Source organism: Paraburkholderia sp. EG304 (genome assembly GCF_046543485.1).
GTDB lineage: Bacteria > Pseudomonadota > Gammaproteobacteria > Burkholderiales > Burkholderiaceae > Paraburkholderia > Paraburkholderia youngii.
Window position 1 is genome coordinate 39975 of record NZ_JBKGUA010000039.1, and the last position, 26313, is coordinate 66287.

The 26313-nt window shown below is 62.3% G+C and carries 24 protein-coding genes and 1 pseudogene; 7 read left to right on the forward strand and 18 right to left on the reverse strand.

Features of this window, described 5'->3' with window-relative positions; genetic code table 11:
- Positions 1-6: 6 nt before the first annotated feature.
- Genes hpaH through ACLFKU_RS31980 form a run of 6 tightly spaced genes read right to left on the reverse strand, consistent with a single transcriptional unit; the run spans position 7 to position 5153 of the window.
- Positions 7-810 (reverse strand): 2-oxo-hept-4-ene-1,7-dioate hydratase, encoded by an 804-nt coding sequence (gene hpaH, locus ACLFKU_RS31955; RefSeq protein WP_410851774.1) that lies wholly within the window; start codon positions 808-810, stop codon positions 7-9.
- Positions 811-816: 6 nt separating this feature from the next.
- The gene (locus tag ACLFKU_RS31960; protein WP_410851775.1) at positions 817-1215 is read right to left on the reverse strand and encodes a 5-carboxymethyl-2-hydroxymuconate Delta-isomerase; all 399 of its coding nucleotides are present in this window, start codon (positions 1213-1215) and stop codon (positions 817-819) included.
- Between the two features lie 19 nt (positions 1216-1234).
- Positions 1235-2098 (reverse strand): 3,4-dihydroxyphenylacetate 2,3-dioxygenase, encoded by an 864-nt coding sequence (gene hpaD / locus ACLFKU_RS31965; RefSeq protein ID WP_410851776.1) that lies wholly within the window; start codon positions 2096-2098, stop codon positions 1235-1237.
- 31 nt (positions 2099-2129) lie between these two features.
- Positions 2130-3587 (reverse strand): 5-carboxymethyl-2-hydroxymuconate semialdehyde dehydrogenase, encoded by a 1458-nt coding sequence (hpaE, locus tag ACLFKU_RS31970; protein ID WP_368585987.1) that lies wholly within the window; start codon positions 3585-3587, stop codon positions 2130-2132.
- Positions 3588-3627: 40 nt separating this feature from the next.
- Positions 3628-4383: a fumarylacetoacetate hydrolase family protein gene (locus ACLFKU_RS31975; RefSeq protein ID WP_410851777.1), complete on the reverse strand. Its 756-nt coding sequence runs from the start codon at positions 4381-4383 to the stop codon at positions 3628-3630.
- Complete coding sequence (locus ACLFKU_RS31980; RefSeq protein ID WP_410851778.1) at positions 4380-5153, reverse strand: fumarylacetoacetate hydrolase family protein; 774 nt, start codon at positions 5151-5153, stop codon at positions 4380-4382. The genes ACLFKU_RS31975 and ACLFKU_RS31980 overlap by 4 nt, the downstream gene beginning before the upstream one ends.
- A 190-nt stretch (positions 5154-5343) precedes the next feature.
- Between ACLFKU_RS31980 and hpaR the strand changes: the two genes are divergently transcribed.
- Complete coding sequence (hpaR, locus tag ACLFKU_RS31985; protein ID WP_176124839.1) at positions 5344-5751, forward strand: homoprotocatechuate degradation operon regulator HpaR; 408 nt, start codon at positions 5344-5346, stop codon at positions 5749-5751.
- Positions 5752-5760: 9 nt separating this feature from the next.
- Here the strand turns inward: hpaR and ACLFKU_RS31990 are convergent, their stop codons facing one another.
- The 3 genes from ACLFKU_RS31990 to ACLFKU_RS32000 all read right to left on the reverse strand — a co-directional run bounded on the left by ACLFKU_RS31990 (position 5761) and on the right by ACLFKU_RS32000 (position 8623).
- Positions 5761-6909: a DSD1 family PLP-dependent enzyme gene (locus tag ACLFKU_RS31990; protein WP_410851779.1), complete on the reverse strand. Its 1149-nt coding sequence runs from the start codon at positions 6907-6909 to the stop codon at positions 5761-5763.
- A gap of 34 nt (positions 6910-6943) precedes the next feature.
- Complete coding sequence (locus ACLFKU_RS31995; RefSeq protein ID WP_410851780.1) at positions 6944-7618, reverse strand: HAD-IA family hydrolase; 675 nt, start codon at positions 7616-7618, stop codon at positions 6944-6946.
- 99 nt (positions 7619-7717) lie between these two features.
- The gene (locus ACLFKU_RS32000) at positions 7718-8623 is read right to left on the reverse strand and encodes a LysR substrate-binding domain-containing protein (protein ID WP_410851781.1); all 906 of its coding nucleotides are present in this window, start codon (positions 8621-8623) and stop codon (positions 7718-7720) included.
- A gap of 118 nt (positions 8624-8741) precedes the next feature.
- Between ACLFKU_RS32000 and ACLFKU_RS32005 the strand changes: the two genes are divergently transcribed.
- Positions 8742-9821 carry a hypothetical protein gene (locus ACLFKU_RS32005; RefSeq protein ID WP_410851782.1) on the forward strand — a complete coding sequence of 360 codons (1080 nt, stop codon included), beginning with the start codon at positions 8742-8744 and terminating at the stop codon, positions 9819-9821.
- Here the strand turns inward: ACLFKU_RS32005 and aroQ are convergent.
- The 3 genes from aroQ to ACLFKU_RS32020 are packed head-to-tail and all read right to left on the reverse strand — an operon-like array spanning position 9818 to position 12833.
- Complete coding sequence (gene aroQ / locus ACLFKU_RS32010; protein ID WP_368585994.1) at positions 9818-10255, reverse strand: type II 3-dehydroquinate dehydratase; 438 nt, start codon at positions 10253-10255, stop codon at positions 9818-9820. The genes ACLFKU_RS32005 and aroQ overlap by 4 nt on opposite strands.
- 52 nt (positions 10256-10307) lie before the next feature.
- The gene (locus ACLFKU_RS32015) at positions 10308-11378 is read right to left on the reverse strand and encodes a Gfo/Idh/MocA family protein (protein ID WP_410851783.1); all 1071 of its coding nucleotides are present in this window, start codon (positions 11376-11378) and stop codon (positions 10308-10310) included.
- 51 nt (positions 11379-11429) lie between these two features.
- Positions 11430-12833: an MFS transporter gene (locus ACLFKU_RS32020; protein ID WP_368585996.1), complete on the reverse strand. Its 1404-nt coding sequence runs from the start codon at positions 12831-12833 to the stop codon at positions 11430-11432.
- 283 nt (positions 12834-13116) lie between these two features.
- Here ACLFKU_RS32020 and ACLFKU_RS32025 point away from each other — a divergent pair, with 283 nt between their 5' ends.
- A complete protein-coding gene (locus tag ACLFKU_RS32025) occupies positions 13117-14073 on the forward strand; it encodes a LysR family transcriptional regulator (protein WP_368585997.1) in 957 nt (318 codons plus the stop codon).
- A gap of 47 nt (positions 14074-14120) precedes the next feature.
- Here the strand turns inward: ACLFKU_RS32025 and ACLFKU_RS32030 are convergent, their stop codons facing one another.
- The 4 genes from ACLFKU_RS32030 to ACLFKU_RS32045 form a co-directional block, all read right to left on the reverse strand.
- Positions 14121-15470, reverse strand: coding sequence for an MFS transporter (locus ACLFKU_RS32030; protein ID WP_410851784.1), 1350 nt, complete (start codon positions 15468-15470; stop codon positions 14121-14123).
- Between the two features lie 51 nt (positions 15471-15521).
- On the reverse strand, positions 15522-16100 hold the full coding sequence (locus ACLFKU_RS32035; RefSeq protein WP_368585999.1) for an isochorismatase family protein: 579 nt from the start codon (positions 16098-16100) through the stop codon (positions 15522-15524).
- A gap of 45 nt (positions 16101-16145) precedes the next feature.
- On the reverse strand, positions 16146-16598 hold the full coding sequence (locus ACLFKU_RS32040) for a MarR family winged helix-turn-helix transcriptional regulator (RefSeq protein ID WP_410851785.1): 453 nt from the start codon (positions 16596-16598) through the stop codon (positions 16146-16148).
- Between the two features lie 121 nt (positions 16599-16719).
- Positions 16720-17367, reverse strand: coding sequence for a VTT domain-containing protein (locus tag ACLFKU_RS32045; protein ID WP_368586001.1), 648 nt, complete (start codon positions 17365-17367; stop codon positions 16720-16722).
- Between the two features lie 153 nt (positions 17368-17520).
- Between ACLFKU_RS32045 and ACLFKU_RS32050 the strand changes: the two genes are divergently transcribed.
- Positions 17521-18048: a GNAT family N-acetyltransferase gene (locus ACLFKU_RS32050; RefSeq protein ID WP_368586002.1), complete on the forward strand. Its 528-nt coding sequence runs from the start codon at positions 17521-17523 to the stop codon at positions 18046-18048.
- A 92-nt stretch (positions 18049-18140) separates the two neighbouring features.
- Here the strand turns inward: ACLFKU_RS32050 and ACLFKU_RS32055 are convergent.
- Positions 18141-19180 (reverse strand): annotated as a pseudogene (locus ACLFKU_RS32055) (alkene reductase).
- Positions 19181-19263: 83 nt separating this feature from the next.
- The gene (locus tag ACLFKU_RS32060) at positions 19264-19566 is read right to left on the reverse strand and encodes an ArsR/SmtB family transcription factor (RefSeq protein ID WP_176107853.1); all 303 of its coding nucleotides are present in this window, start codon (positions 19564-19566) and stop codon (positions 19264-19266) included.
- Positions 19567-19970: 404 nt separating this feature from the next.
- Between ACLFKU_RS32060 and ACLFKU_RS32065 the strand changes: the two genes are divergently transcribed.
- From ACLFKU_RS32065 to ACLFKU_RS32075, 3 genes are all read left to right on the forward strand, one after another.
- Entirely contained in the window at positions 19971-20309 is a 339-nt protein-coding gene (locus ACLFKU_RS32065) for a hypothetical protein (RefSeq protein WP_410851786.1), read from the forward strand.
- A 451-nt stretch (positions 20310-20760) separates the two neighbouring features.
- Positions 20761-21462 carry a DUF2968 domain-containing protein gene (locus ACLFKU_RS32070; protein WP_368586005.1) on the forward strand — a complete coding sequence of 234 codons (702 nt, stop codon included), beginning with the start codon at positions 20761-20763 and terminating at the stop codon, positions 21460-21462.
- Between the two features lie 4007 nt (positions 21463-25469).
- Positions 25470-26313 (forward strand): ESPR-type extended signal peptide-containing protein (locus tag ACLFKU_RS32075; protein WP_410851787.1); only part of this gene is annotated, 844 nt, incomplete at its 3' end.

Genomic DNA, 26313 nt, shown 5'->3' on the forward strand with positions numbered 1-26313 from the left:
TTGCTCTCAGATGAAGTTCAAACCGATGCCGCCGAGCGGGCCATAGTCGACGTGGAACGTGTCGCCCGCGCGGGCCGGAATCGGGCTCGTGAATGAGCCGCTCAGGATGACGTCGCCCGCGTTCAGTGATTCATCGTACGGAGCAATCTTGTTGGCGAGCCACGCGACGCCGGTGGCCGGATGGTTGAGCACCGCCGCCGCGAGCCCGCTTTCCTCGACCGCGCCGTTCTTGTACAGCAGCGCGCCGACCCAGCGCAGGTCGACCTCGAGCGGACGCACGGGCCTGCCGCCGAGCACGACGCCCGCGTTGGCGGCGAAGTCGGAGATCGTGTCGTAGACCTTGCGCGGCGCGCGCGTTTCGCGATCGAACTGCTCGATTCGGGCGTCGATGATTTCGATGGCCGGCGTTACATAGGCGGTCGCGTCGAGCACATCGAACAGCGTGACGCCTGGGCCCTTCAACGGTTTGTTCAGCACGAACGCGAGTTCCACCTCGACGCGCGGCGCGATGAAGCGATCCGTGCGAATGTCCTGGCCGCTGCCGATGAACATGCTGTCGAGCAGCGGCGCGTAGTCGGGTTCGTCGATCTGCGACGAGCGCTGCATCGCGCGCGACGTCAGGCCGATCTTCCTGCCCTTGATCACGTGGCCTTCGGCGAGTTTCAGCTTGACCCACTCGCGTTGAATCGCGTAGCCGTCCTGTACGGTCATCTGTGGATACTGCGCGGAAAAATGGCGCAGCTGCGTGCGGGTCTTTTCCGCGTGATCGAGTTGCGCGGCGAGGTCGCGAATGGTTTGTTCGTCTAGCATGATGTGTCAGCGCTTGAGCCGCGCATGCAGATTGTTGTGCTTCCAGGTGCCGGCTTCGCTGAACTCGTTGATTTCGAGCGACAACGCGAGCCCCTGCCGTTCGAACTCAGGGGCGAAGCACTGCTTGATCAGCGCGAACAGCGCGTCGCCGGTCGCCTTCTTGACGGCCTCCGAGCGACCCGCGCCGATCTTCAGGTTTGCGTGCAGGAACGCGGCGTCGGGGCTCCCATCGGCGATGCAGTACTGTTCGCAGCGCAGCGCGCGCACGCGAATACCGCCGAGCGGATAGACGCGCTCGCCGCTATCGCGCTGCGCGTCGAGGCACTGCGCGAGGTCTTTGCAAAGTTCGCCGAGCCGTTGAGCATCCGCGAGGTTGCCGCTGTATTCGAGTGTCAAGTGAGGCATGGCGATTTCCTCGCGAATGTCAGACGGGTAGCGGCGTGACCGGGAAGATCGCGTTGATCTGACCGGTGCCCGAACTGCCGAAATAAGGCGTGATGACTTCAACCTTGCCGTCGTAACAGTCCCAGCCGAGCGCGCCTAGCAGCATCGCCGTATCGTGCATGCCGCCTTCGCCCCAGCATTTCTCGTTGTAGAGCGGCAGCATGTCGCAGAAGGTCTTCCAGTCGCCGGCTTCCCACATGCGCACCACGCTGCGATCCATCTGTTCGAGGAACGGGCTCCAGACTTTGTGCAAGAACTGATCGGCGGTGCCGTTGTTCGCGAAGTGATGCGACAGCGAGCCGCTCGCGAGAATGGCCACGGTACCGTCATAGCGTTCTTCGATGGCCTTGCGCACCGCGAGGCCGAAGCGCGCGCTGGTCGCGAGGTCGTGCCACATACACCAGCCCGCCACCGACACCGTCTTGAAGTGCTGATCGCTGTTCATATAGCGCATCGGCACCAGCGTGCCGTATTCGAGTTCGAGCGTGGTCGCGCTGTGCGCGCGGCTTTTCACGCCCATTTCGTTGGCGACTTCTGCGATCAGCTCACCGAGCCCGACATTGCCCGGGTACGCGTACGGCATGTTCCTGATGAAATGCGGCAGCTCGTTGCTCGTGTACACGCCTTCGAATTTGGGCGCGCAATTGATGTGGTATTCGCTATTCACGAGCCAGTGCACGTCGAACACGACGATCGTATCGACGCCGAGTTCGCGACAGCGTCGGCCGATTTCGTGGTGTCCGTCGATCGCGGCCTGACGGCAACCTTTGTGCGGACCGTCGAGCTCGGATAAATACAACGACGGCACGTGTGTGACTTTTGCTGCCAGCGCGAGTTTGCCCATCGCGGTCTCCCAGGTTTTTTCGATGTCGCTGTTAGATGCCCCAGCGCGGAATATGATGCGAGCCGAGCGACACGCAGACGTTCTTCGGTTCGAGGAACACTTCATAGCTCCACGTGCCGCCTTCGCGGCCCACACCTGACGCTTTGGTGCCGCCAAACGGCTGACGCAGATCGCGCACGTTCTGGCTGTTCACAAAGCACATGCCCGCTTCGACGGCGGCCGCCACGCGCAACGCGCGGCCCGTATTCTCGGTCCAGATATAGCTCGACAGACCATACGAAATATCGTTGGCGAGACGGATCGCCTCGGCTTCATCGTCGAACGGAATCAGGCACGCGACCGGTCCGAAGATCTCTTCCTGAGCGATCCGCATGCGGTTGTCGACGTCGACGAACACGGTCGGCGTGACGAAATTGCCGTGGCGCAACGCGGCGGGCAAGTCGGGCGCATCGAGGCCGCCGCACGCGAGCGTCGCGCCTTCCTTCGGGCCGAGCTCGATATAGCTGCGTACTTTCGCGAGATGCCCCTGGCTGATCATCGGGCCGACGATCGTGCTGTCCGCGAGCGGATCGCCCACCGTCAGACGCTTCGCGCGCTCGATAAAGCGCTCGGCGAAGTGCGCGTAAATGGAGCGCTGCACGAGAATGCGCGAGCCCGCGGTGCAGCGCTCGCCGTTGTTCGAAAAGATCATGAACACCGCGGCATCTAGCGCGCGTTCGAAGTCGGCGTCGTCGAAGATCACGAACGGCGATTTGCCGCCCAGCTCCATCGAGAACTTCTTCAGGCCCGCGGTTTGCACGATGCGATTGCCGGTCGCGGTCGACCCGGTGAACGACACCGCGTGCACGTCGCGATGCGCGACGAGCGGTTCGCCCGCTTCCTTGCCGTAGCCGTGCACGACGTTCAGCACGCCCGCCGGAATGCCCGCTTCGAGCGCGAGCTTGCCGAGCATCGAGGCGGTCAGCGGCGACAGCTCGCTCATCTTCAGCACGGCGGTATTGCCGAACGCGAGGCACGGCGCGACCTTCCAGGTGGCCGTCATGAACGGCACGTTCCACGGCGAGATCAGCGCGCACACCCCGACCGGATGAAACAGCGTGTAGTTCAGATGCGACTCGGTCGGGTACGTGTGGCCGTCGACGCGCGTGCACATCTCGGCGAAATAGCTGAAGTTGTCGGCCGCGCGTGGCACCAGTTGCTTGCGCGTCTGCGAGATCGTCTGACCGGTGTCCTTCGTTTCGGTCTCCGAGATTTCCGGCACGTGCTTCGTGATCAGCTCGCCGAGCTTGCGGATCAGTTTCGCGCGTTCCGCGGCGGGTTTCGCGGCCCAGGCGGGGAACGCGCCTTTGGCCGCTTGCACGGCCGCATCGACTTCTTTCGCGCCGCCGCGCGCGACTTCGGCGAGCACTTCCTGCGTGGCTGGATTGACGGTTTCGAAGTAGTCACTCGAGGTGCACATCTCGCCGTTGATCAGATGGTCGATCGGCATTGCGTTGTCCTTTTGCTGTTCGCTGGGTTTTTGCTGTCCATCAGAGGCCGAAGTCCGCGTCCGATGCGATCGTGTTGACGAGGCGGCCGAGGCCGTCGATCTCGCACACGACTTCATCGCCCGCGTTGACGTTGACGATGCCTTCGGGCGTGCCGGTCAGGATCACGTCGCCGGGCGCGAGCGTCATGAAGCCGCTCAGGTATTCGATCAGCGCGGGGATGTCGGTGACGAGATCGCGCGTATTGCCGCACTGCTGACGCGCGCCGTTCACGAAGGTGCGCAGCTCGAGTTGCGTGGCGTCGGCGATGTCGGCGGCGTCGACGAACCAGGGGCCGAGCACCGTGCCGCCGTCGCGATTCTTCACGCGCAGATTCGGGCGATAGTAGTTTTCGAGGTAGTCGCGAATCGCGTAGTCGTTCGCGATCATGTAGCCGGCCACGTGCTGCATCGCGTCTTTACGCGCGACGTTTTGCGCGGTTCGCCCGATCACGACCGCGAGCTCGCACTCGTAGTGCATGAACGTGACGCCGGCGGGGCGGCGCGTGACGCCGCGATGGCCGAGTACCGTGCCCGGTCCCTTCAGGAACACCAGCGGTTCTTCCTGCTTGCTGAACTGCAACTCCTTCGCGTGCTCCGCGTAGTTCAGCCCCAGCGCGAAGATCGTGCCGACTTCAATCGGCGCGAGCCAGACCACTTCGTCCTCGCGACGCACGCGACCGTCGGCGAGACGGACACCCTGCTCGTGCGGATACGCTTCGTGAATCGCTCCCGCATAGGCGACGCGGCCGCGCATCATGATTGTTCTCCATGGTGTTGATCGACGCGCACGAACGAGATGGTCAACGGCGGCAGCGTGCCGATCGACAGCGTGGCCGTATCGCCGACATGCGCGACAGGCGAGCCATGCCGCACGCCCAGGGTCAGCACGTCGCCCGCGTTCAGCGTCATGAAGTCGGTGACGTCGGCGAGCAATTGCGCGACGTTGCGCACCGACGATGCGGTGCTCGCCACAAACGGTTCGGCACCGTTCAGCGATATGGCGATGTCGAGCCGATCCGGCGCGGCGACATGGCGGGCGGCGACGAGCGCGGGTCCGATCACGCAGAAGCCGTCGCGTGCGCGCAGCCGTACGTTGGGCCGATACACGTTGGTGTGCGGCACGCTCAGATCGCCGACCAGCGTATAGCCAGCGATATAGTCCGCCGCGCGCTCGACGCCGACGCGCGTCGCGGTGCGGCCGATCACGATGCCGAGCGATGCGCCGACCTCGACGCCGAGCGCGTCATCCGGCACGACCACGCGCGCCCGATGTCCGGCCAGCGTATTGCGCGGCTTCAGATACAGAATCGGCGCTTTCGGCGGCGTCTTGTACGGTGCCGCATGCACTGCGTCGCCCAGCGCGTTCAAGGCGGCGCGATCGTTAAGCAGGACTCCGTACACCGCGCCGCTGACCGGCGCGCGACACGCGACGCCGCGCGCGAGCAACGCGGCCGCGGCGTGCGCGTCGACGTCGCGAGGCAGCGCGTCGCCTTCGGGATGCAGTAGATGATCGGCAAGGGCAAACATATATTCGCAGCCTCGTGGCGAAAGTTCGGCGAAAACACTAAGATGTTAGTAGTATCCTGCTTGATATGATTGACGGTCAATAGGCTGTCAGTTGATCGCGGGTTTTCCCGTAAGCTTCGACAGCTTTTCTTTCCGATTCCTTGCCAACATGTCCGCTGCGTCCACCCGGGTTTTGCACCGCAATCTGCCGATGCTGTTATTACGCGCTCGCGAAAAAATGATGGAGCGCTTTCGTCCGTTGATCACCGCGCACGGACTCACCGAGCAGCAATGGCGAGTGATTCGCGCGCTCAACGAGCACGGCCCGATGGAGCCGCGCCAGATCTCCGACATCTGCACGATTTCGAGCCCGAGCATGGCCGGCGTGCTCGCGCGCATGGAAAGCATGGAGCTCGTGACGAAGGAACGTTTCGCGGAGGATCAGCGGCGCGTACTCGTGTCGCTGACGGATACGAGCATCGAACTGGTACGCGTGATTTCGAAGGATCTCGAGGCGCACTATCGCGAACTCGAGCGCAAGGTGGGACCGGAGATCGTCGAGCGCGTATATCGCGCGGTCGACGATCTGCTGGCGGGGTTGTCGGAAGAGGATGAGTGACGCGGTGGCTTACCAGCCGTAAAACCTCTGCCACGCGACGCTGCTGCCGTCCGGCGCGACCGCGTGATACTCGGGGAACTGCGCGCCGGTCGCGCACGCGTGGTTCGGCAGGATGCGCAGTTTCATACCGATCGGAAAGCGCTGCGCGATGTCGTCGCTCTGTGCATCGGCTTGCGGATCGGCCTGAGCCGCCGCAAGAATCCCGTGCTCCTGGTTGGCGCCGCTCACGACATAGCCCGGCAGCAACGTGCCATTGAGCAAACACGGCTGCCCATAACCGAAATCGTGCGACTGCCGCGAGGTGCCGCGATCGCGGCTTAGCGCCATCCAGCCCGCGTCGAGAATCGCCCAGCCTTTGTCTTCCTGATGACCGATCACGGTCGTGAGTACGCTGAGCGCGATGTCGTCGAGCGTGCAGACGCCCACGTTGTGCATGACCAGATCGAACAGCACGTAGACGCCGGCCCGCACCTCGGTGACGCCTTCGAGATTCCGTGCGGCGAGCGCGGTCGGCGTCGAACCGACGCTGACCGCTGGACACGCGATGCCCGCTTCGCGCAGCCGCTCGGCGGCGCGCACGCAGCCCGCGCGCTCCTGCTCCGCGAGCGCGGCGAGCGCTTCGGGCGTATTCAACTCATAGCTCGAACCCGCATGAGTCATCACGCCGCCGACCTTCACACCGTTCTCGTGCAGAATCCGCCCGACGTCGAGCAGCGTCTGCTGTTCAGGCTGGATTCCCGAGCGATGGCCGTCCGTATCGACCTCGATCCAGACCTCGAACGTTTCGCCGTGCTGGTCGCCGAACGCGGCAAGCGCCGCGGCGGCGGTCGGGTTGTCGACCACCAGCTTCAGATCGCAGCCCTGACGACGCAGCGCGAGCGCGCGCGGCAGCTTCGACGGAACCATGCTGACGGCGTACAGGATGTCGTGGACGCCGGCCGCGTAGAACGCTTCGGCTTCTTTCAGCGTCGATACCGTAATGCCGCGCGCGCCGGCGGCGATCTGCGCGCGCACGACGTCGATGCACTTGGTGGTCTTCACGTGCGGCCGGAACGCGACGCCGAGCGTATTCATCCGCCCTTGCATGCGCGCGATGTTCTTCTGCATCCGCGCGACGTCGATCAACGCGGCCGGGGTTTCGATCTGTTCGAGTTTCATGCTTGCACCTGAGGAACGAGGTGAGGTTTTAGGTTCAATGGCGACGCTCGCGGCCAAAGCTTGTGAGCCACGGCACGAGCCCGTCGAGCGATGCCGCTTCGACCTCGGGCGCTTGCGCACCCGCAACGAGCGGCAGGCCGACCCGGTTGTGCCAGTAGGTCCGCAGACCCACGGCCGCGGTGCCGAACATGTCGTAGCTCGACCCGGCGACGAACGCGGCGCGCCGCGGTTCGACGCCGAGTTTGTCGAGCGCGAGACGGTACGGGAGCGGGTCCGGCTTGTAGACGCCGGCTTCCTCGGCGGTCACGATCGCGTCCCAGCGCACGGGCAACAGCGCGGCCGCCTGCAAGCCGAGCCGCGTGGAGCAGTTGGTGACAACCGCGAGCTTGCAGTGCGGCGCGAGCGCACGCAATGCGTCGAGCGCGCCCGGCCATGGCGTCAGATTCAGCCAGTCCGTTTCGAGCGCGTTCGCGGCCGCTTCGGACAGACCGACTTGCGTGGCGGCTTTCCGCACCAGTTGTTCGTAGGGGACGTAACGGCCGCAGCCGTACGTCAGACGCAGATAGGCGGCACGCCAGGCGCGACCCGCTTCGTCGGAGCCTGCCGCGCGGTTCCACGAGGTCCACGAGTCGAGCAGGGCGGTGAGCAGGTCGAACAGGACCGCGTCGGGGTAGGCGGGGGTGTCGGTGGCGTGGGCGGCAGCAGTCATGATTGCATGTGGGCCGGCTGTTGAAGATGAGTCGATTATAGGTTTTCGATAGGACGTCAGCGTTCAGGGGGGATGACTCTTAGATTCAGACTAACTGAATCATCGCCGCCACGGTGGCAGCGGCCTGAAGCGGCTTTGCAGATACTGCATGAAATGGCGCGTGCGCGCCGGCAGCCCCGTGCGCTGATGCGTGAGCGCGATCACGTTCGCATCCGGCGCTTTCCAGCCCGGCAGCACACGCACCAGTTTGCCCTTCGCAAGATCGTCTGCGACGTCCCATTCGGAGCGCAGAATCACGCCACGCCCCTCACAGGCCCATTGGCGGATCACGTCACCGTCGTTGCAGCTCAGATGCGCGCATACGCGCACGCTGCGGCGCGTGCGGCCCTTGCTGAACTGCCACAGCGACACGTCCTCGTTGTTTTCGCGCAGCACGATGCAGGGCAGCCGGCTCAACGCTTCCGGCGATTCGGGTTGGCCGACTCGCTTGACCAGTGCGGGCGCCGCGCAGACGAAGCGCGCGTTCGGCGCGATCGTATAGCCGATCAGGTTCGACAGCGGCAGCTCGCCGATATGCACGACGATATCGAAGCGATCGAGCGTTTCGGTCAACGGCCGGTCCGACAGCGTCAGCGCGACGTCGATATCGGGGTTCTGCTGCTGGAACTCGCCGATCAGCGGCGCCAGATGGCTTCGTCCGAAACCGAGCGGCGCATTGATCTTCAGCGTGCCGACGAGGCCGCCGCGGCGCGTTTGCAGATCGTCGAACAGCGCGTCGAACTGCGCGATCAGATCGGCGCCGCGCTCGCACAGCAGCAGGCCTTCGTCGGTGAATTGCAGGCGGCGCGCGCTGCGGTTCACGAGCTGCGCGCCGAGCTTCTTTTCGAGTTGCTGCAAACGCTGCGTGACCGCCGACGGCGACAGCGCGAGCCGCCGCGCGGCGGCGATCAGACTGCCGCTCGCGCGCAGTGTGAGCAGGAAGCGTATATCGGCCGAATCGTTCATGAGGGCGAGGTGAGTGCATTGGCGGAAGCGTGGAATCTCGCAGCATAATGCGTCCCGCTCGATCACAGGGTAAAGTGGCGCTTCCGGTCTATTGATTCAATCATTGGAAAAGAAGTCCATGTCGTTGCCTCATGAGTCGTCCGCGAACGACGCAGCGCCCGATACTCCGCTGAAACAGGCGGTTTTTCTGCACACGGGCTGGCGCAGCGCGGGCACGTGGGTGTGGTCGCGGCTGCGCGAACTCGAAGGCGCGGCCGGTTTCTACGAGCCGCTCAGCAACGTGCTCGCCGATCTCAAACTGGCCGACGTGCCCGCGTCGCGGCCGACCTTGACCTCGGGTCACCCGCCGCTGGCCGCGCCATACTTCGACGAATACCGGCCGTTTTTGCGCGAAGACGCGCGCGGCGTCGCGGGTTACGACCGGCGTTTCAGCATCGATCGCTTTACCCGCGAGCCCGATGCGACGTTCCCGTCAATGCAGGCCTATCTGCGCGCGCTGAGCGCACACACGGTCGAGCAGGGCCGCGTGCCGGTGTTCAAGTTTTGCCGCACGGGCGGTCGTCTGCCGTGGCTGAAGCGCGCGTTTGCCGAGGCGCTGCAGGTGGGTGTGCTGCGCAATCCCGCGTCGCAGTTCGCGTCGGGTTGGCTGCTGCGGCAGCAATGGAGCAATGCGTTTTTTGTCGCCGCGCCGTTTCGCGTGCTCGGTCTGAATCAGATCGATCCGCTGGTGAGCGAGGCGATCGGCGTGTGCGGCGTGCGCCTGCCGCCGCTGCCGCCGATGCCCGATGACGCATATGCGCTCGCGTGCGAGCAGTTCGCGCGTACGGTGGACAGCGACAACGCGTATCGCGCGTTCATTGCGTTGTGGATTCTCTGCGCGCTGCGCATGGGTGAGGGCGTCGATCTGCTGATAGATATGGAACGGCTCGGCGAGTCGCGCGACTACGCGAGCGGCCTGAGCGCCGCGTTCGACGCGCAATGCGGCTTGTCACCCGACTTCACGAGCGCGCGCGATCTGGTCGTTGAAACGCGGCGCAGCGCGGCGCGCATGACGGGCATCGACGGCGGCGCGTTGCGCGCCGTGCACTCCGCCGCGCTGAAATTCCTGAAGGCGCAGCCGGGTATCGACCCGGCGTTCGTCGAGGTGGTCCGCCAGAAAATGGTGCTGGCCAACGAGTTGACCGAAACGTGGCGCTAGCCCGCCGCCGACACCGCCGCGCGCAGCCCGAGCAGATAGCTGTCCACGCCGAAGCCGCAAATCTGCCCTTTGACGATCTCCGCGAACACCGACTGATGGCGGAACGCCTCGCGTGCGTGAATGTTCGACATGTGGATCTCGACCACTGGCACCGTCAGGATCGCGAGTGCGTCGCGAATGCCATAGCTGTAGTGCGTCCACGCGCCGGCGTTGATCAGCACGCCGTCGGCGTTGTCGGTGAACGCCTGGTGAATGCGCTCGCACATCGCCGCTTCGCTATTGGTCTGAAAGCTTTCGACCCGCACGCCGAGCTCGTCGCCGAGCGCGCGCAGCCGTGCGTCGATTTCTTCGAGCGTGATCGTGCCGTATTGCGCGGGATCGCGCTTGCCGAACATGTTGTGGTTGATGCCGTGCAGCATCACGAATGTTTTCATAGAGCCATCCTGAGTAATCAACTGTGAAATATCGGCGCCAATTCGGCTTGTTTTAGTGGACCGCCGCCGCGGCAGCGCGGGTCGTATCGACGACCGCACCGGTCTTCGCCGCTTCGACGATCGCCTCGGTGATACGCAGATTCTGCAAACCGTCCTGCGCGCTGACGAGCGGCGGCTCCTTGCCGTGAATCACGCGCACGAAATGCTCGAGCTGCAGCTTTAGCGGGTCGTCGCGCGTCATCTCGGCGACGCTGACGTCGAACGGCTTCCACCACGAGCGGTCCGCGGCTTTGGCGTAGGTCTTCAGGCGCATCGTCGGTACCGCGAGCGAGCCGAAGGTGCCCGCGATCACGTAGCAGTCTTCGTCCGGATACGACGGATAGGCCTTGTTCTCTTGCGACGTTTGCTCCCAGCTGCGCGCGCTCGCGGCGGTATCGGACAGCATGAAGCTGCCGAGCGCGCCGTTCGCGAAACGCAGGTTGATCGCGACCGTATCCTCGACCGGAAAGCCGCGCGTCGCATGCGACGAGAAAGCCTGCACGGCGACGATGTCGCCGCACAGCATGCGCAGGTTGTGCACCTCGTGAATCATGTTCAGAAGGATCGGACCGCCGCCGGGCTGGCGCCGCCAGTCGGCGTCGGCGAAGTACTCGTCGGGTTTGAAGAACACCGCGCTGCCCATCACCGCGACGAGCTTGCCCAGCCGCCCCTCGTCGATCAGCTGCCGCGCGCGCGCCATGATCGGACTGTGCGCGCGATGATGACCGATCAGCAGCGGCACGCCGCTGCGCGCCGCGTCGGCGGCGAGCGTTTCCGCTTCGTCGACGCTCGGCGCGATCGGCTTTTCCAGCAGCGTCGGCACGCGCGCCGCGAGGCAACGCGACGCGTGTTCGACGTGCAGCTGGTTCGGCGTCGCGAGAATCACGCCGTCGGGGCGATCGCGTTCGAGCAGTTCGTCGAGCGTGCGGAACAGCGGCACGCCGGCCTCGGCCGCGAGCGCGGCGGCTGCGGGCGACGGATCGACGATCGCCGACAGCGTGCACGCGTCGCTTTGCTGCGCGACCGCCATATGAGCGCGGCCGATGTAGCCCGCGCCGGCGACGGCGATCCGGGTGCTGGTCATGAGCGGGTTCCCTGAAAGTACTGGTTAAGGCGCGCTAGCCGGCAAGCGGGCTCAAGCAACGGCTTTTTTTCCCGCGGCCATGCTTTGCGCGCGCATCGCGTCGTAGCTGAGCTTGTCCATCGGCACGGCATTCTTTTCGCCGAGGTCGCTGAGACGCACACGGAAGTTCTCGCGCGCGCTCCATGCGGAGATCGCGCATACGATCGTGATGCCGAACGTGATCGCGCCGATCGTCAGCGGCACGTTGTGCGATCCCGGCGGCGCGACGTAGGCGAACAGGGCTGGCAGCAGCGCGGTGATCGTCGTGCCGATGTTCTGGCCGATCGCCATCGCCGAGACGCGCGAACGCGTCGGGAACAGTTCCGGGTAGAAGCTCGGGAAGATCGCGTTGTAGCCTTGATAGATGACGCCCCACATCAGGATCGACATCACCATCGCGAGCGGCACGTTGTGGATGCTGATCGCGTACAGATACGCGAAAGAAAGCAGCCCTGCCCCGAGCGCGCCGACGATGATCGGCAGACGCCGCCCGATCCGGTCGGATAGGTTGCCCACGTACGGAATCACCAGCACCGCGACGATGTTGCCGATCACCGGAATCCACAGATACAGGCTTTTCGAAAAGCCGATCCCGTACGACGGCTGCACCGCGTACGCCGCACCAAAAATCGTCGCGACGACCGGGATCACGTTCATCAGCGAGCACAGCACGACGCGCAGCATGTCGCGCCAGTTGTACTTGAACGCTTCGACGATCGGCGAGCGCGGCACACCGCCGCTCGCGCCTTCCTTCTCGAACGCGGGCGTTTCGTGGACTTCGCGGCGGATGATGTAGCCGGCGATCAGCACGATCGCGCTGAGCAGGAACGGAACGCGCCATCCCCACGAGTTGAACGATGTGTCGTCCATGTAATAGGCGAGCGGCAGGAATACGGCGGCGGCGAGAATCTGGCCGGCCTGCACGCCTTGCAGCGTGAAGCTCGCGTAATAGCCGCGTCGTCCGAATGGCGCGTGCTCGAGGATCATCGAGCTGGCGCCCGAGATTTCACCGGCGACCGCGAAGCCCTGGATCAGCCGCAGCACGACGAGCAGCACCGGCGCGAGAAAGCCGATCTGGTGATAAGTCGGCAGCAAGCCGACCGCCATCGTCGACAGACCCATCAGGAACATGCAGAGCAGCAGTACGTTCTTGCGCCCGTGGGTATCGCCCCAGTGCCCGAGCACGATCGCGCCGATCGGCCGCGCGACGTAGCCGACGCCGTAGGTTGCGAGCGATGCGACGATCGCGATCTTCGGGTTGCCGGAAGGGAAGAACAGTTGAGGAAAGATGAGCGCGGCGGCCTGCGCATAGATGAAGAAGTCGTAGTACTCGAGTGCCGAGCCAATCCAGCCGCTGGCGGTTGCCTTGCGCGCCTGCGAGCTATGTCCGCCACTTGCCGATGCGTTCGTTTGCATGTCGTCTCCTGAATGGGAAATATTTTTGTCAGCTTCTACGGCTGAATCATTGGCGCTTTTAAACGGGCACCGCGCAAGCCAGGATTTTCCTGATCTCGTTGCCGCGGTGCAGCACAACGGTATGGATCGACGCATGTCATACGCCGCCGCGGCACACTGCGGGTTAACCACGGCCTGAGTGCGCCGGGCATTGCATTGGACCGCCGTTCAAACGACCGGCCCTTGCCCAAGCCATCCGTTGCAGCTAGGGTAATAGCGTTATGCGCCGACACAATGCGTCCAGATGCAAAATCAGAATGCGCTCACAGCCACGAATGAATCCTTCCTGCGCGATCTGCAGCTGTTCTGTCATATCGCGCGGCGCGGCAGTTTTGTCGCGGCGTCGACGGAGATGGGGCTGTCGCCGTCGCATGTGAGCAAGCGCATCGCCATGCTCGAAGCCGGTCTCGGCGTGAAGCTGTTTCAGCGCACCACGCGCCGCGTCAGCGTGACGAGTGACGGCGAAGCCGCGCTGCAATGGGCGCAAAAAATTCTCGATGACGTGCAGGGCATGGCCGACGCGTTCGCCTATCGCCGCACCGAGCTGAGCGGTCTGTTGCGTATCAGCACGAGTTTGCGGCTCGGCCGCAAGCACGTGTCGCCGATTCTCGCGATGCTGCGCGAGCGCCACCCGAACCTCGAAATCTGGCTCGAACTGCTGGATCGGCGCGCGGATGTGGTCGGCGAGAACTTCGATATCGACGTGCGCGTGGGCGAAGTCCAGGAGCCGCATCTGATCGCGCACAAGATCGTGGAGAGCGCGCGGATTCTGTGCGCGTCGCCGGCTTATCTCGAGCAGCACGGTGCACCGGTCGAACTCAACGATCTGACCGGCCACGATTGCCTGCTGTTTCGCGGCCGCGACGACCGCTTCGGAGTCTGGCGTCTCAGCGGGCCGCACGGCGAAAAGAGCGTGAAGGTGACGGGCACGGTCGCGTCGAATCTGAGCGACATCGTCGTGCAGTGGGCGAAGCAGGGCTACGGGATCGTGATGGTGTCGGTCTGGGACGTGGCCGAGAGCCTGCGCGCGGGCGAACTGGTGCGTGTGCTGCCCGACTATCAGCAGTCCGCCGATGTGTGGGCGGTGACGGCCGAGCGCTTGTCGTCGTCGGCGCGGATTCAGGTGTGTATCGAGTTTCTCAGGGAGCAGCTGACACGCGGACCGTATGCACTGGTGACGCGCGGCGTGGGCGGACTCTGAGCTGCGCATGCCCGGGTCCCGGGTCCGGCGCCCACACGCTTGCGTGTTTACACGCTCGAAGCCGTATCCTCTTCCGCCGCGTCGAGCTCGCTGCGTTGGAGCGTCGTGACGGAGTCGGGAACGACCGTCGCGGCCGTGACGGGCCGCGGGTCTTCGATGCTGTAACGCAGGCGCCAGCCTTCACGATAGAAGCGCAACTGCCGGTAGCGCATCAGATAGACAAGACCGACGAGCGCCGCGCCGAAGCCCGATGCCGCGCCGACGCCGAGCGCCCAGCGCGGGCCGAAACGGTCGGCAACCCAGCCGACCACCGGCGCGCCGAGCGGTGTGGTGCCGAGCGCGATCGCGAGCAGGATCGCGATGACGCGGCCGCGCATCGCGGGCTCGGTGGTCAGTTGCACGAGGCTATTGGTCGAGGTGGTGAAGGTCTGCGTCGACACGCCGATCACGACCAGCACGATCCCGAACAGCACATAGTTGGGCATCAGCGCGGCTGTCGTGCAGCCGATGCCGAATATCGCCCCCGCGCCGAGCAGCAGCCCGATCGTGGGCCGCGCGCGGCGCGCGGCGAGCAGTGCGCCGGTGACTGAGCCGATTGCCATCGTCGAACTGAGCAGGCCGTACTCGCTGGCGCCGGCACGGAACGCGGTGACGGACATCGTCGAGATGAAGATCGGGAAGTTCAGGCCGAAGGTGCCGATCAGGAACAGCATCAGGAGCGCCGCCTTCAGATCGGGGCGGGTCCACACATATTTGAAGCCTTCGACGAAGCTGCCGCGCGAGCGCACGTTGCGCGGCTTGATATGCAACTGGTCGAGCCGCAGCATGCGCAGCGCGCCGAGCACCGCGACGAACGACAGTGCATTGATCAGAAACACCCAGCCGCTGCCCACCGACGCGATCAGCAGACCGGCGACTGCCGGGCCGAGCATACGCGCGGCGTTGAACGACGTGGAGTTCAGCCCGACCGCGTTGGCCAGATCGCGCTCGCCGACGAGGTCGGATACGAAGGTCTGGCGCGCGGGGGAATCGAACGCGGTCACGCAGCCGAGCAGCCCGGCGAACACGTAGACCTGCCATAGCTGCACGAGCCCCGTGACCGTGAGCAGACCGAGCGCCAGTGCCAGCGTGCCCATCGCCGCCTGCGTCGCGAACAGCAGCTTGCGGCGATCGAAGTGATCGGCCGCGTAGCCGGTGAGCGGCAGCAACAGCATCTGCGGGCCAAATTGCAGCGACATCACGATGCCCACCGCCGTCGCGTTGTGATGCGTAAGCTCGGTGAGCACGAGCCAGTCCTGCGCCGTGCGCTGCATCCACGTGCCGATGTTCGAGACGATCGCGCCGCTCGCCCAGACACGATAGTTGAATATGCGCAGCGAACGGAACGTGGTGCTCACGACAAGGGTGTCCTCAATGCGGGGTGGACTGCATGCGGGTAGTGACTCGCGTCAAGCCGGGCTTGAAGCGCGCGAGCGTTCGAGCAGATCGAGCACTTCCTGCGTCGTGCCGGTTTCGCCCAGGCGCGGGAAGATGCGCGTGATGCTGTTGGCGTGCGCGTCGGCGTTCAGATCGGTCATCGCGTCGACGACGAGCGTGACGTTCAGGCCGGCCTCGCTCGCGAAACGCGCGGTCGATTCGACGCCGATGCTGGTCGCGACACCGACGAGCACCACTTGCGTGACGCCTTGCTGTTGCAGATACGAGGCCAGATCGGTGTTCGTGAAGGCGCCCCACGTGCGCTTCGTGACCAGATGGTCCGACGGCTGCTGCTTCAGTTCGGGCAGCAGATCGGCGAAACCGGCCGGGAAGTCGGCGGAGTGGCGACCCTGCTCGGTGCGGCCCGGTGCACCGGCGGTGACGTTCACGAGCACCACCGGCAGGCCGTGGCGGCGGAACGCGTCGAGCAGCGTAACCGTACGTTCGACGATCTCGCCGGCCGAATAGGGCGCGGTGGGCAACGCGACGACGCCGCGCTGCAGATCGACGACGACCAGTGCGGTTTTGGCATCGAGAGTAGTGAGTGCCATGAAGTGCTCCTGCGAGTGGCGAGACGCGCGTGCGCGCATCGCGAGTTACAAATCGACGAGGCGTTTCAGCAGATCGACGCCCGTCGCGAGCTGTTGCTGTTCGGCTTGCGTGAAGCGCGTTTGAATCGTGCGGCACAGCCAGTCTTCGCGCGCTGCGCGGCTCGCCTTAACCTTCTTGCGAAAGGACGGAGTCAGCGACAGAACCGTCTGCCGTCCATCGTTGGGATCGGGCGCGCCGTTGACGAGCCCCGCGGCTTTCAATGCTGCGAGCGTTTCTCCCATCGACTGCGGACGCATGCCGTGCGCGCGCGCGAGCGCGGTGACCGTGGCCGGGCCTTCGCGTTCCAGCAAATTCAGCACCTGCACCTGCGACGGCGTGAAGTCGCCGACATGCGACTCCTCGCGCAGACGCCGGCGTAGCTTGCCCACCAGCACGCGCAGGTCTTCGGCCAGCGTATGGAGTTCCTCCGGCGTACCGGAAAGAGGGGATTTGCTCATGCGATGAGCTCGTGCGATGACATGATGTGAAGGTATCCTGCTAAGGTTACCTTCGTACCTCGCCTGGGTCAAGGTCTTAGGTGGCGGGACCCCGTACGCGAGGGCAGCGCCACGATCGCGCTCAACGCGCCCGCATCCGCCGGTTGAAAAAACGCCATACCGCGGCGCCGGCCAGCATCGCACCGCCGAGCGCGAGGCCCAGCAACACCAGCGAACTCAGATGCTCGCGCACCACCGGCACGTTGCCGAACAAATAGCCGGCCGCAATCAGCGACACGATCCACAGTGCCGCCCCGGCGGTGACGAACGTGACGAAGCGCGAGAACGTCATTTGCGACACGCCGGCGGCGAACGGCGCGAACGTGCGCACCACCGCGATGTAGGGTGAAAGCAGGAAGGTCAGGCGGCCGCGCGCCTCGCTGAACGCGTGGGCGCGGCTCAGCGCATTGCGGTTGAGCCAGTAGTAGTTGCGGGTGTAGACCTTGTCGCCGACCGCGTGGCCGATCGCGTACCCGACGATGCTGCCGGCCACCGTCGCGACGAACAGCGCGGGCGCGATGATCCACACGTTCAATGCGCCGGTGGCCGCGAGCGCGCCGCAGATGAAGATCAGCGGATCGCCGGGCAGAAAGAACAGCGGCAGAAAAGCGAACTCGACGAACACGACGACGAACAGCAGCGCGTAGATTGCCGTGCCGAATTGCACGATAAGCGCGCTCAGGTGCTGGTCGAGGTGCAGCGCGATCTGCAGCACATTCATCAGGTTCATGTTGGCATGAGCCTCAGGTGGCGTTCGGAACTGATGAGTGTAGTCCCGCGCGCGTGGGTGCAGGTGCTTGCGCGACGAGTTTATGTCGTTTGACGCTTGTCGATGTTGCCGCGCCGATGTCAAACTCGGGTGGTCTTCATCAGATGCAATGCCATGTCGCGCGAGTCCGCCATCACCTTCCGTTTTGCCACGCCGCACGAAGCGGAAACGATTCGCGCCATCGAATTCGAAGCGGGGCTGCGTTTCGTCAGTGTCGGCATGACCGGAATCGCCGACGCACCGCCGATGGCGCGCGAGGTCGTCGAGCGCAAGATCGAAGCGCGCGAGATCATCGTCGCGCTCGACCAGCACGAGGTTTGCGCGGGCTTCGTGATGTTCGAGCCGCAGCCGGCGCGCATCTACGTTCAGGAGCTCGACGTACTGACCTCGCACGCGGGCAGGCGCATCGGCGCGGCATTGATCGAAGAGGTCGCGCGAATCGCGCGCGCGCGGCATTTGGCGCAACTGGTGCTGTCGACGTATCGCGACGTGCCGTGGAACGCGCCGTACTACCGGCGGCTCGGCTTTCGCGAGCTCACCACGTCGGAACTCGACGCGGCATTGCTCGCGCGGCGCGACGCGCATATCGCGCGCGGGCTCGATGAGTCGAAACGGGTATTCATGCGGCGCGATCTGGCCTAGCGCGCAAAAAAGCGGCGGGCGTGGCTGAAATTCAGTCACGCCCGCCGATTTGTCATTTCATGCAGCGGACATGGGCCCGCTGTCACTGCCGATTACACCGTTTCCAGCGCCGGATAATCGGTGTAGCCGGCTTCGCCGCGCGCATAGAACGTCGCCGGAACCGGCGTGTTAAGCGGCGCACCAGATCCGGATTCGCGATGTACAACTTGCCCCAGGCCACCGCATCCGCTTCACCGGCGTCGAGCACCTGCTGCGCGGTTTCCTTCGTGAACTTCTCGTTCGCGATGTACGGGCCGCCGAACGCTTTCTTCAGCTGCGGGCCGAGGCGGTCGTCGCCGAGCGCTTCACGCGCCGCGATAAACGCGATCTTGCGCTTGCCGAGTTCGTGCGCGACATAGCCGAACGTGGCGGCCGGATCGGAATCGCCCATCGTATGCGAGTCGCGGCGCGGCGCGAGATGCACGCCGACGCGGTTTGCACCCCACACGCTAATGCAAGCGTCGGTGACTTCTAGAAGCAGACGCGCGCGGTTCTCGATCGGGCCGCCATAGATATCGGTACGCTTGTTGGTGCTGTCCTGCAGGAACTGGTCGAGCAGATAGCCGTTCGCGCCGTGCACTTCGACGCCGTCGAAGCCCGCGGCCTTCGCGTTTTCCGCGCCCTTGCGGAATGCTTCGACGACACCGGCGATTTCGTCGAGCTCGAGCGCGCGCGGCGTCACGAACGGACGCTCGGGCCGCACGAGGCTCACGTTACCGCCGGCCGCGATCGCGCTCGGCGCGACCGGCAGCTCGCCGTTCAGGAACACCGGGTCCGAAATACGGCCGACGTGCCACAGCTGCAGGAAGATCTTGCCGCCCGCGTCGTGCACGGCCTGCGTGACGAGCTTCCAGCCTTCAACCTGTTCCTGCGACCAGATGCCCGGCGTATCCGCGTAGCCGACGCCTTGCGGCGTGACCGACGTCGCTTCGCTGAGGATCAGGCCGGCGCTCGCGCGTTCGGCGTAGTAGCGCGCCATCAGCGCGTTCGGCACGCGAATTTCCTCGGCGCGCTGACGCGTGAGCGGCGCCATGATGATGCGGTTCGGCAGCGTGATATCGCCAATTTGCAGCGGATCGAAAAGAGTCGGCATAAGAGTTCACCTTTGGCGGCGGGCAGGGCCCGAGCCTCATAAAACTGCGTGAAAAAGGAAACGCGGCGATGCGAGTGCGGTACTCAGAGCGTGGTGTTCATGTATTCGAGAAACGCCTGAATAACCGGCTCGTTGCGTTTGAAAAACACCCATTGACCGACCCGTTTCGACGTGACGAGCCCCGCGCGCTGCAAAGCGGCGAGATGTGCCGACACAGTGGACTGCGACAGGCCGCAGCGCGCGTCGATCTTGCCCGCGCACACGCCGTGGTCGAGCGGCAGTTCCTGATCGGCAAAATGCGCTTGCGGCTCGCGCAGCCACCCGAGAATCTCCCGGCGGACCGGGTTGGCCAGCGCTTTGTGGATCGCGTCGAAATCGGGCGTCATGTGGATGGTTTCAGGTGGTTCGATAAGCCGCACGCGGTATCACGTGCACAACATGCATCGCTACAGAACGAATCATATATCGGATCTTCACGATATGGGTGAAAGCACTACTCTAAATGGGGCGATAGGTTTCGACAAGACAAAAAAGTTGAAACTTCGCGAAAAGCGAAGTTGTTCGGCCGGATTGCGGTGAACGCGCTCGTTTCGATTCGCATTGCAATAGGGCGAAACTCCTTTTGATCCAATCGCCCTCGCTCTCTCCGATTATCTCAATAATCGGATTTGGCCGATATTCTCGGCTAACGGTAGTCCATAACCTAGCGCTTATTCTTACTTGGGCGTGTCGTGCGAAAGGATTACATTTTGTCAGTCAGGTTTTCGGTGCGTTTGAAGCAATGTCATTCATGCCTACCCTGTTTATTCCGACTTTGAGGTTTTGGAACGATGCGGTTGCCGTATCTACGGAATACGTGCGCAATCGCTCGTACATTAAAGCGAGTCAGTTCGTACATTCCCACTTCAACTCCCCGGCGTCCGCCGTGTTGCTGTTCGGCATGGTTGCCTTGCTGGGTGCGTCGGCCTGGGTGGCGGTAACGGAGATGGTCGGTCGCGCGAACGCATCCGGCGCAATGCAACCGAGCCCGGCGTTGGACGTGGCTGTGTTGGCTCCGAAAAAGTTGGTTAGCAAGACCGCCAATAATCAGTTGTCCGACGCTGCATTGCTTGTCATGTCGGAGTCCTAGAGTGGTTCATCCGCAGGGCGGATCGAAGACTCTGCGCGATACCTTGGAGCGCGCCGGCGTGCCGATCGAAGTACGGGAGCAAACCAAGAGCATTTATGCCTGTCGGCTTGACCTTACCGCTCCGCGCAGAAGGGCGAAACTTTCATTTTCTCTTCGCGCTGGACGAGGCAACCATACAGGGTAAGGCTGTTCGGCATCGAAGTGATACATATAATTCGGGAAGGACAATTCAAAGTCGCCTTTATCCACCACCGCTTCGCCTAACAATTCGTTGATGAAATATCGAATCCCTAAGCAATATTCGGAGCGATGGCGCGTTGGGTATCGCGATAAGACCATCAAAAGCCGCACCAATTTGCAGATTTCGTAACACGTTCCGACCGAAGCCCGTGACGTTGTTTCCAACATGACATTCATTGGTGAGAATTCAACTCACATAGGAGAAGTTGCGATGAGGTACTCTTTTTTTCTGCGGCTGACTGCTTTGCTTGCCCTTGGGTCGTCGTCCATGTATGTGGAGCTGGCCTTGGCGCAGGAGCGCGAGGCTCCAGTCGTCGGCACGCGACCCGCGATGAGCGCGCTGACAGCGCAACCGGCCACACCCGCATCTGGAGCATCATCTGGCGCAGCGGCCGACAGCGACGTGCAAGGCTATGTCGCCGAACTGATCCAGATGATTCACGACGCGAAGCTGACGGAGTTGCGGACGACGTACAACGGTAGTTACGGCGCAACGCTCTTCTTCTATCCCCAGGAAATGACATACTACGTTGCGTTGTTTCAGGATCGCCACTTCTGGCGTGTTATCAAGTCGCAGGACGAGGCACGTGCCGAAGCAATCTATGCAGGCTTCGTGCAGCAGACTGCGCAATTGGCAGAAGTCGAAATTCGTCGCACGCAATTGGAAGCGCAAAACGCGTTTCTCAATCGAGGGCTCGCGCAGTCAGCGGACCGCGCGCGGCGTCTGCAGGCCGATCTGGACGTTGCCCGCACGCAGCAGGCGCAGGTCGACGATCGTCAGCGTCGAATGCAGGCCGAGGCCGCTGTACTGCGCGCGGAAAAGGTGCAAGCGCAGGCGCAATTGCGCGAACTGCAACGTCAGGTCGATACACTGCAAAGGCAGAATGAAGCCGGTTTGCCGGGCGCAAAATAGATCCGCCAGCAATCTTGCAAGCCCGCGCTCGATGGCTTCCTCCTCATGCTTGCTTCCGGGACCCGATACAACGAACACGAGGTATTTAGGACGTTTCTTATTATTTTGCTGAGTGTTTTGAGGAGTTGCCTGATCCTTCCTCAGCGTTAATAGGTCTAGGATCTATCTACGGTGCAGATTAAGGATGCGAGTGGCGATAGAGCGTGCGTTAGTACTTGCGACCGACCAGTGTCAGGTCTGTCCAAATCGGACCGAGGTGTGGGCTCTTCTTGCCGAGTGGTCTTATGCAGTTCATTGTTCCGCGTGCACGAGATTATGGGCAGGGTGAATCCATTGAGGATATCCGCACAGGCAGGGGCGTCGTAAGGTGATACCCGGAATCGATGGATGCGTAAAACTCCAGCTACGGCTTACCGCTAACACATTCGTTCCAAAAACGAACTTTGAATCATCAAATATAGCGCGCATTGCTAGGCATTTGAGACCACATTAGTGGATGGGTCTCGCGAACCACCGTTTCGACACACCTCCATGCGCTCATGAAATTTTGCCGTGAGGCGTTGCGAGAAAACCGATGTTGACGATTCCCCTTACTGCAGTCGAGGGCACGATGGCGTTGCCAAGTTCACGACCGTTTGCAAGCCTGCCCGCTTCTTTTGGACACGAATGGATGCCACTGCCTTCTCGCGTTAGTTTGCGTCCTGAGGTCATCGGATTCTATGGCGCGTTGTCACGAACGTTCTGTCTAAGTGCCGTAGCAATCAGATCGATGTGCCGGTGGGAGCAGCTGCGCCCTGAATCGAGCGCGCGCTTCCATGCCGATGTTGACTCACCAGCGGGCTTGGTCACTCCCGCGGCAAGTGCACCGAAACCAGCGTCCGGATGCATCGAGGCGCCGCACGGACAGCCCCGTTTAATACGCCGACGGGTAATCGCAGAGCGCGTAGTTGCAACGGGCGGAATAGTGCTCGCGGCATGGATTGCGCTGAGGGCCATGTCGGTTCCTCCCGCGCAGACCGTTGCAGGGGGTGATGTCACCCCTTTGGTGACTGTACCGTCGGCTCCCATTTCGGCGCAAATGGAGGCGTCGATACCGGTGAAAGGAAGTTCAGCCGCCCTTTCGCGCAACTACGGAAACGAAGCCGCGAGCAGGAATATTAGTTCCGCTAGAGAATCGGTATCTCAGCGTATTGGTGCAGTTACCGTTCGTCGGGGTAACGGCGGTGCGGCTCGCCCGGCAGTTCACCCCGCTGCGACATCAGCAGCAGGGCATCATTCACCGTCCTCGACGAAATGGGCCGCGGTCGATCACTATGCATCCGCCGCAACCGGGGTACGCCTGCTCCCAAGCGACGGCGTGCCGATTTCGTCATGGGCGGTGCGAGCGGACGACTCTGGCTGGATGGATAAAATGCAACATCGTCGTATCACGGATGTGCCTGGGCGATTCGCCGGGTAAGCATGGGTCATTGAGTTGATGATGTAGACAACCCACTCCTCGTGCGCTGCGCGTCGGCAATGGAAACGAGAAGAACATCATGAGATGTACGGTTCGGTCCATGACAAGCTCATTGTTGAGGTGAATACAAGTGCTGTCATGTCGCCGCGGAAGTAGTCGGCAACTTTTCGCAATCAGGCGGCGCCTTCACTCGCAGAAGCATTGAATTCGATTGGCAATGCAGGCGTTCTGTCCGTGACTGGCGACGAGCCGGCCGGCGTCATCCGCCACTGAATGGAGGCGAGCGCGTTGTCAGATGGAGCCGAGATACAACGTGGTGCGTAGCCCCTCTCGCATTGACGTTCCAATCAAAAAATGTCCGAAAACCGATCGGACCAGCGAGGCTCACTTATCCATGGTGTAACGACGCGCTCTTGTCCGAGGCCTCGGCTAAGACACCGCCCTATTGAAAGACGGCTAATAGGAATGGGCCCATTTCGTTTCTACATATTTTAAGACGTGCCCTGTTTTTGCAGTTGGATTGAATCCGTAAAATTCTGGTTGATGTCATCGCTTCACGCTCGGATGGGCCAGCGGCGCAGCGAACGGATGTTTGGGATGCAATCTAACGCCTTCTCTGACATGCGAATGGCAACATTGCGAACTTGCGAAATTGAGTCAGCGAAATCGCCGATTGTCTACATCTGAGCACAGAGGCAATCGAATCGCGGAAAAATGCGTAGATCTACAAACTTGGTACCTATGGGATGGCGACTTGGTGCGCTACGGAATAGAGAAAAGATTCTGTCCGGAACCTGTGTCTTACTGCGGCGCGTCAAATCGGGACGATGCATGAATTTCCCGATTTTTAATGCGAATTAAAGGCAAATTCATTTACGTGGCCCGAGAATCAAGTTTTATAGATGATCGAATGTTATAAACCTCCGTTGGGTTCGATGAAGTTGCAATTTTTGCAGCCGGGGAAAACCACGAGTGAGAAAAAGTGATGAAACAAGACAGATTCGCAAGCATAAGAGAATTGCTAATCAGGTTCGCGAAACTTTCCCGGCGTCAGCAGAGTGATTTTCTGTCCACCGTAACCGATTTCATGTTCGAGTCGCCAAAATCAAAAAAGCAGATGCTTCTTGAATGGGAAAGACAGTCCATCTGCCGGGACTCGCGATTGGTTGGAAAAAACGGAGATTAGCAAACGCTGTTCGCGGTTGTGCTCGATACAGTCGGGCCAAAGGCAGGTGCGCCGATGTGGTTCGTCAAGCGAAATGTGCTGACCCGGGGCCGAATAGAGCCAGTGCGCAGCACGGCGAACAGGACGTTGCAGCCTTGCCGTGCCGGCGCGAGGGGGGCGTTGCTTTGGCGCTGGGCCGGAGCGATCTTGCTGCCGTAACACGTTCGATAGACAGATCTCGCAAGACCGCGAAGGCGCACAGGAGCAAGGCGCACTTGGGTATTCTTGCTGCCTCGTCTGGACAGACGCCGCCGATCGAAGAGCCTGAATCTTAGGTAACTGGCGCGAAGTCAGCAAAGTTGGCCATCGTCAATTCGTCTCGCTCACCAGCAGCGATGGATAGCGCACCCCGGGTCTCGCGACGCTAAGGGCTGGGCCCGCTGCGAAACCGGCAAAGCATATGTCCTGTCGAACACGCCCCCAGAGCTTTTCCTCCTACGCGTCGCGTTGCGCACAGCAATCCTGCCCCGGTGCGCGGGTCCGTCAAGGCAATCGTTCTCAACCGTCTACCGCGGATCTCGGCGCGCGGCAAGTTCAGATCAACCGGTAGCTCACACAATAGAACGCCGACAGCGACGAAGATGTCCGCCGCATGCCCTGACAGTTGCCGCCTCCATTTCGCGATCTGGTTCTGACGCACATCAAGCTGCTACTCCCGCTCGACCAGTGTCTGCGCCCCTTTGACCGTTCCGCTTCGAATGCCGCAATCGTGTTCGTCGGGTCTTCTTTGTCATCTTCCAGGTCTTGGTGCCGACGTTGTCTCGGGGTTCACAGCTGGGGAATTCCATCTATCGAGCTCTGCGAAGTGTTGGTGGAAATTTTTGTGCCTTTTTAATTGATTTTCCATTGCGGGAAAGTCTCGCGATCAGCGGATGAGTAATTTATCGACAGAGATCTCGTTGCGGCTTTGTCCTATGTTCAATTTGGCGACTTTAGGACGAGGCTGATTATATTCGTTGCGCAATAAAAATAAGATTATCTGGGATTTCGGCTAGGAACAAGTCGGTTTATTTCCTGCGTCATTGATAATTTTTTGATGATTTCGGCATGTCGATTTCACATTTACAGGCATCGCGACTGTGATGCAGGCCTGAATAGCGCTTTGCGCTTATCGGAAAGTAAATTCGTAAATAAGTGACAAATTTCAGTGCTGAAGGAAATTAAGTTTTTTATCACGGTGGTCAAAGGTGCGGACGGTGAACGCGGACGGCGCCGGCTTGGCGCCGAACTAAAACGCGAGCGGCACGACGGTCATCAACTTGGGTGACGCGGTCGCCACATAGCCGCATACGTGAATCTATTTTTTTGAACTGGAGAATATTGATGAACAAGTCGTACAGGAGTATTTGGTGCGAGAAGACCGGCACTTTCGTTGCCGCGGCCGAGACCAGTCGGGCAAAAGGCAAGAAGCCTTCGTCGGGCGTCGTCGCCACCGCGATTGTGTCTGCTGTGGGCGTGGCCGCATTCATGGCGCCGCAGATGGCGCTGGCGTTGACCCATGGCTCGAGCTTGGTCCTGTGTAACCAGTCTGCAAACTCAGGGGGGGGCTATAGTTGGGGGCCGGGCGGCACAAGCAAGCAAGTCGGTTGTGGTCCTGGCTCTAATCCCTTCGGTGATGGCACCCAGTCTTTCCAGCTCGGCAATGCCGGCAACGACAGCGGCGCCGCTAACGGTGAAGCGCAGACCGCCTATGTCGCAGGATTCTCCGATGGCACCCTGGTGCTGGGTGGGACCAACGGCGTCCACGTGCGTGCCGAAATGGATCTCGACAATCACACAATAACGAATCTCAAGCAAGGCGCAGTGTCGGCGACCAGTAAGGACGCGATAAATGGCTCGCAGCTGTACGCGACGAACCAGTCGATCGCCAACCTGGATGACCGGGTGACGAACGTGTACGAGAAGGGCACGAAGTACTTCCACGCGAATTCGACGGGTACGGATTCGTCGGCGACGGCTCAGGACGCGGTGGCGATCGGTGTGGGCACGGTGTCGGCAGGCGACTACGCCACGGCGGCTGGTCCTTACGCTAAGGCATCAGAATTCGGTGCCACGGCGCTTGGTAATGTGGCTAAAGCGCTTGGATCCAAGTCCACGGCGATTGGTTTTAACACGAATGCGACAGGCGCCGCCGCCGTGGCGCTTGGTGATACGGCAGGCGCGACAG

Bases quoted from the DNA above. Each gene is read 5' to 3' on its own strand.
- hpaH (WP_410851774.1), bottom strand. From the start codon at position 810: ATGCTAGACGAACAAACCATTCGCGACCTCGCCGCGCAACTCGATCAC.
- ACLFKU_RS31960 (WP_410851775.1), bottom strand. From the start codon at position 1,215: ATGCCTCACTTGACACTCGAATACAGCGGCAACCTCGCGGATGCTCAA.
- hpaD (WP_410851776.1), bottom strand. From the start codon at position 2,098: ATGGGCAAACTCGCGCTGGCAGCAAAAGTCACACACGTGCCGTCGTTG.
- hpaE (WP_368585987.1), bottom strand. From the start codon at position 3,587: ATGCCGATCGACCATCTGATCAACGGCGAGATGTGCACCTCGAGTGAC.
- ACLFKU_RS31975 (WP_410851777.1), bottom strand. From the start codon at position 4,383: ATGATGCGCGGCCGCGTCGCCTATGCGGGAGCGATTCACGAAGCGTAT.
- ACLFKU_RS31980 (WP_410851778.1), bottom strand. From the start codon at position 5,153: ATGTTTGCCCTTGCCGATCATCTACTGCATCCCGAAGGCGACGCGCTG.
- hpaR (WP_176124839.1), top strand. From the start codon at position 5,344: ATGCTGTTATTACGCGCTCGCGAAAAAATGATGGAGCGCTTTCGTCCG.
- ACLFKU_RS31990 (WP_410851779.1), bottom strand. From the start codon at position 6,909: ATGAAACTCGAACAGATCGAAACCCCGGCCGCGTTGATCGACGTCGCG.
- ACLFKU_RS31995 (WP_410851780.1), bottom strand. From the start codon at position 7,618: ATGACTGCTGCCGCCCACGCCACCGACACCCCCGCCTACCCCGACGCG.
- ACLFKU_RS32000 (WP_410851781.1), bottom strand. From the start codon at position 8,623: ATGAACGATTCGGCCGATATACGCTTCCTGCTCACACTGCGCGCGAGC.
- ACLFKU_RS32005 (WP_410851782.1), top strand. From the start codon at position 8,742: ATGTCGTTGCCTCATGAGTCGTCCGCGAACGACGCAGCGCCCGATACT.
- aroQ (WP_368585994.1), bottom strand. From the start codon at position 10,255: ATGAAAACATTCGTGATGCTGCACGGCATCAACCACAACATGTTCGGC.
- ACLFKU_RS32015 (WP_410851783.1), bottom strand. From the start codon at position 11,378: ATGACCAGCACCCGGATCGCCGTCGCCGGCGCGGGCTACATCGGCCGC.
- ACLFKU_RS32020 (WP_368585996.1), bottom strand. From the start codon at position 12,833: ATGCAAACGAACGCATCGGCAAGTGGCGGACATAGCTCGCAGGCGCGC.
- ACLFKU_RS32025 (WP_368585997.1), top strand. From the start codon at position 13,117: ATGCAAAATCAGAATGCGCTCACAGCCACGAATGAATCCTTCCTGCGC.
- ACLFKU_RS32035 (WP_368585999.1), bottom strand. From the start codon at position 16,100: ATGGCACTCACTACTCTCGATGCCAAAACCGCACTGGTCGTCGTCGAT.
- ACLFKU_RS32040 (WP_410851785.1), bottom strand. From the start codon at position 16,598: ATGAGCAAATCCCCTCTTTCCGGTACGCCGGAGGAACTCCATACGCTG.
- ACLFKU_RS32045 (WP_368586001.1), bottom strand. From the start codon at position 17,367: ATGAACCTGATGAATGTGCTGCAGATCGCGCTGCACCTCGACCAGCAC.
- ACLFKU_RS32050 (WP_368586002.1), top strand. From the start codon at position 17,521: ATGTCGCGCGAGTCCGCCATCACCTTCCGTTTTGCCACGCCGCACGAA.
- ACLFKU_RS32060 (WP_176107853.1), bottom strand. From the start codon at position 19,566: ATGACGCCCGATTTCGACGCGATCCACAAAGCGCTGGCCAACCCGGTC.
- ACLFKU_RS32065 (WP_410851786.1), top strand. From the start codon at position 19,971: ATGCCTACCCTGTTTATTCCGACTTTGAGGTTTTGGAACGATGCGGTT.
- ACLFKU_RS32070 (WP_368586005.1), top strand. From the start codon at position 20,761: ATGAGGTACTCTTTTTTTCTGCGGCTGACTGCTTTGCTTGCCCTTGGG.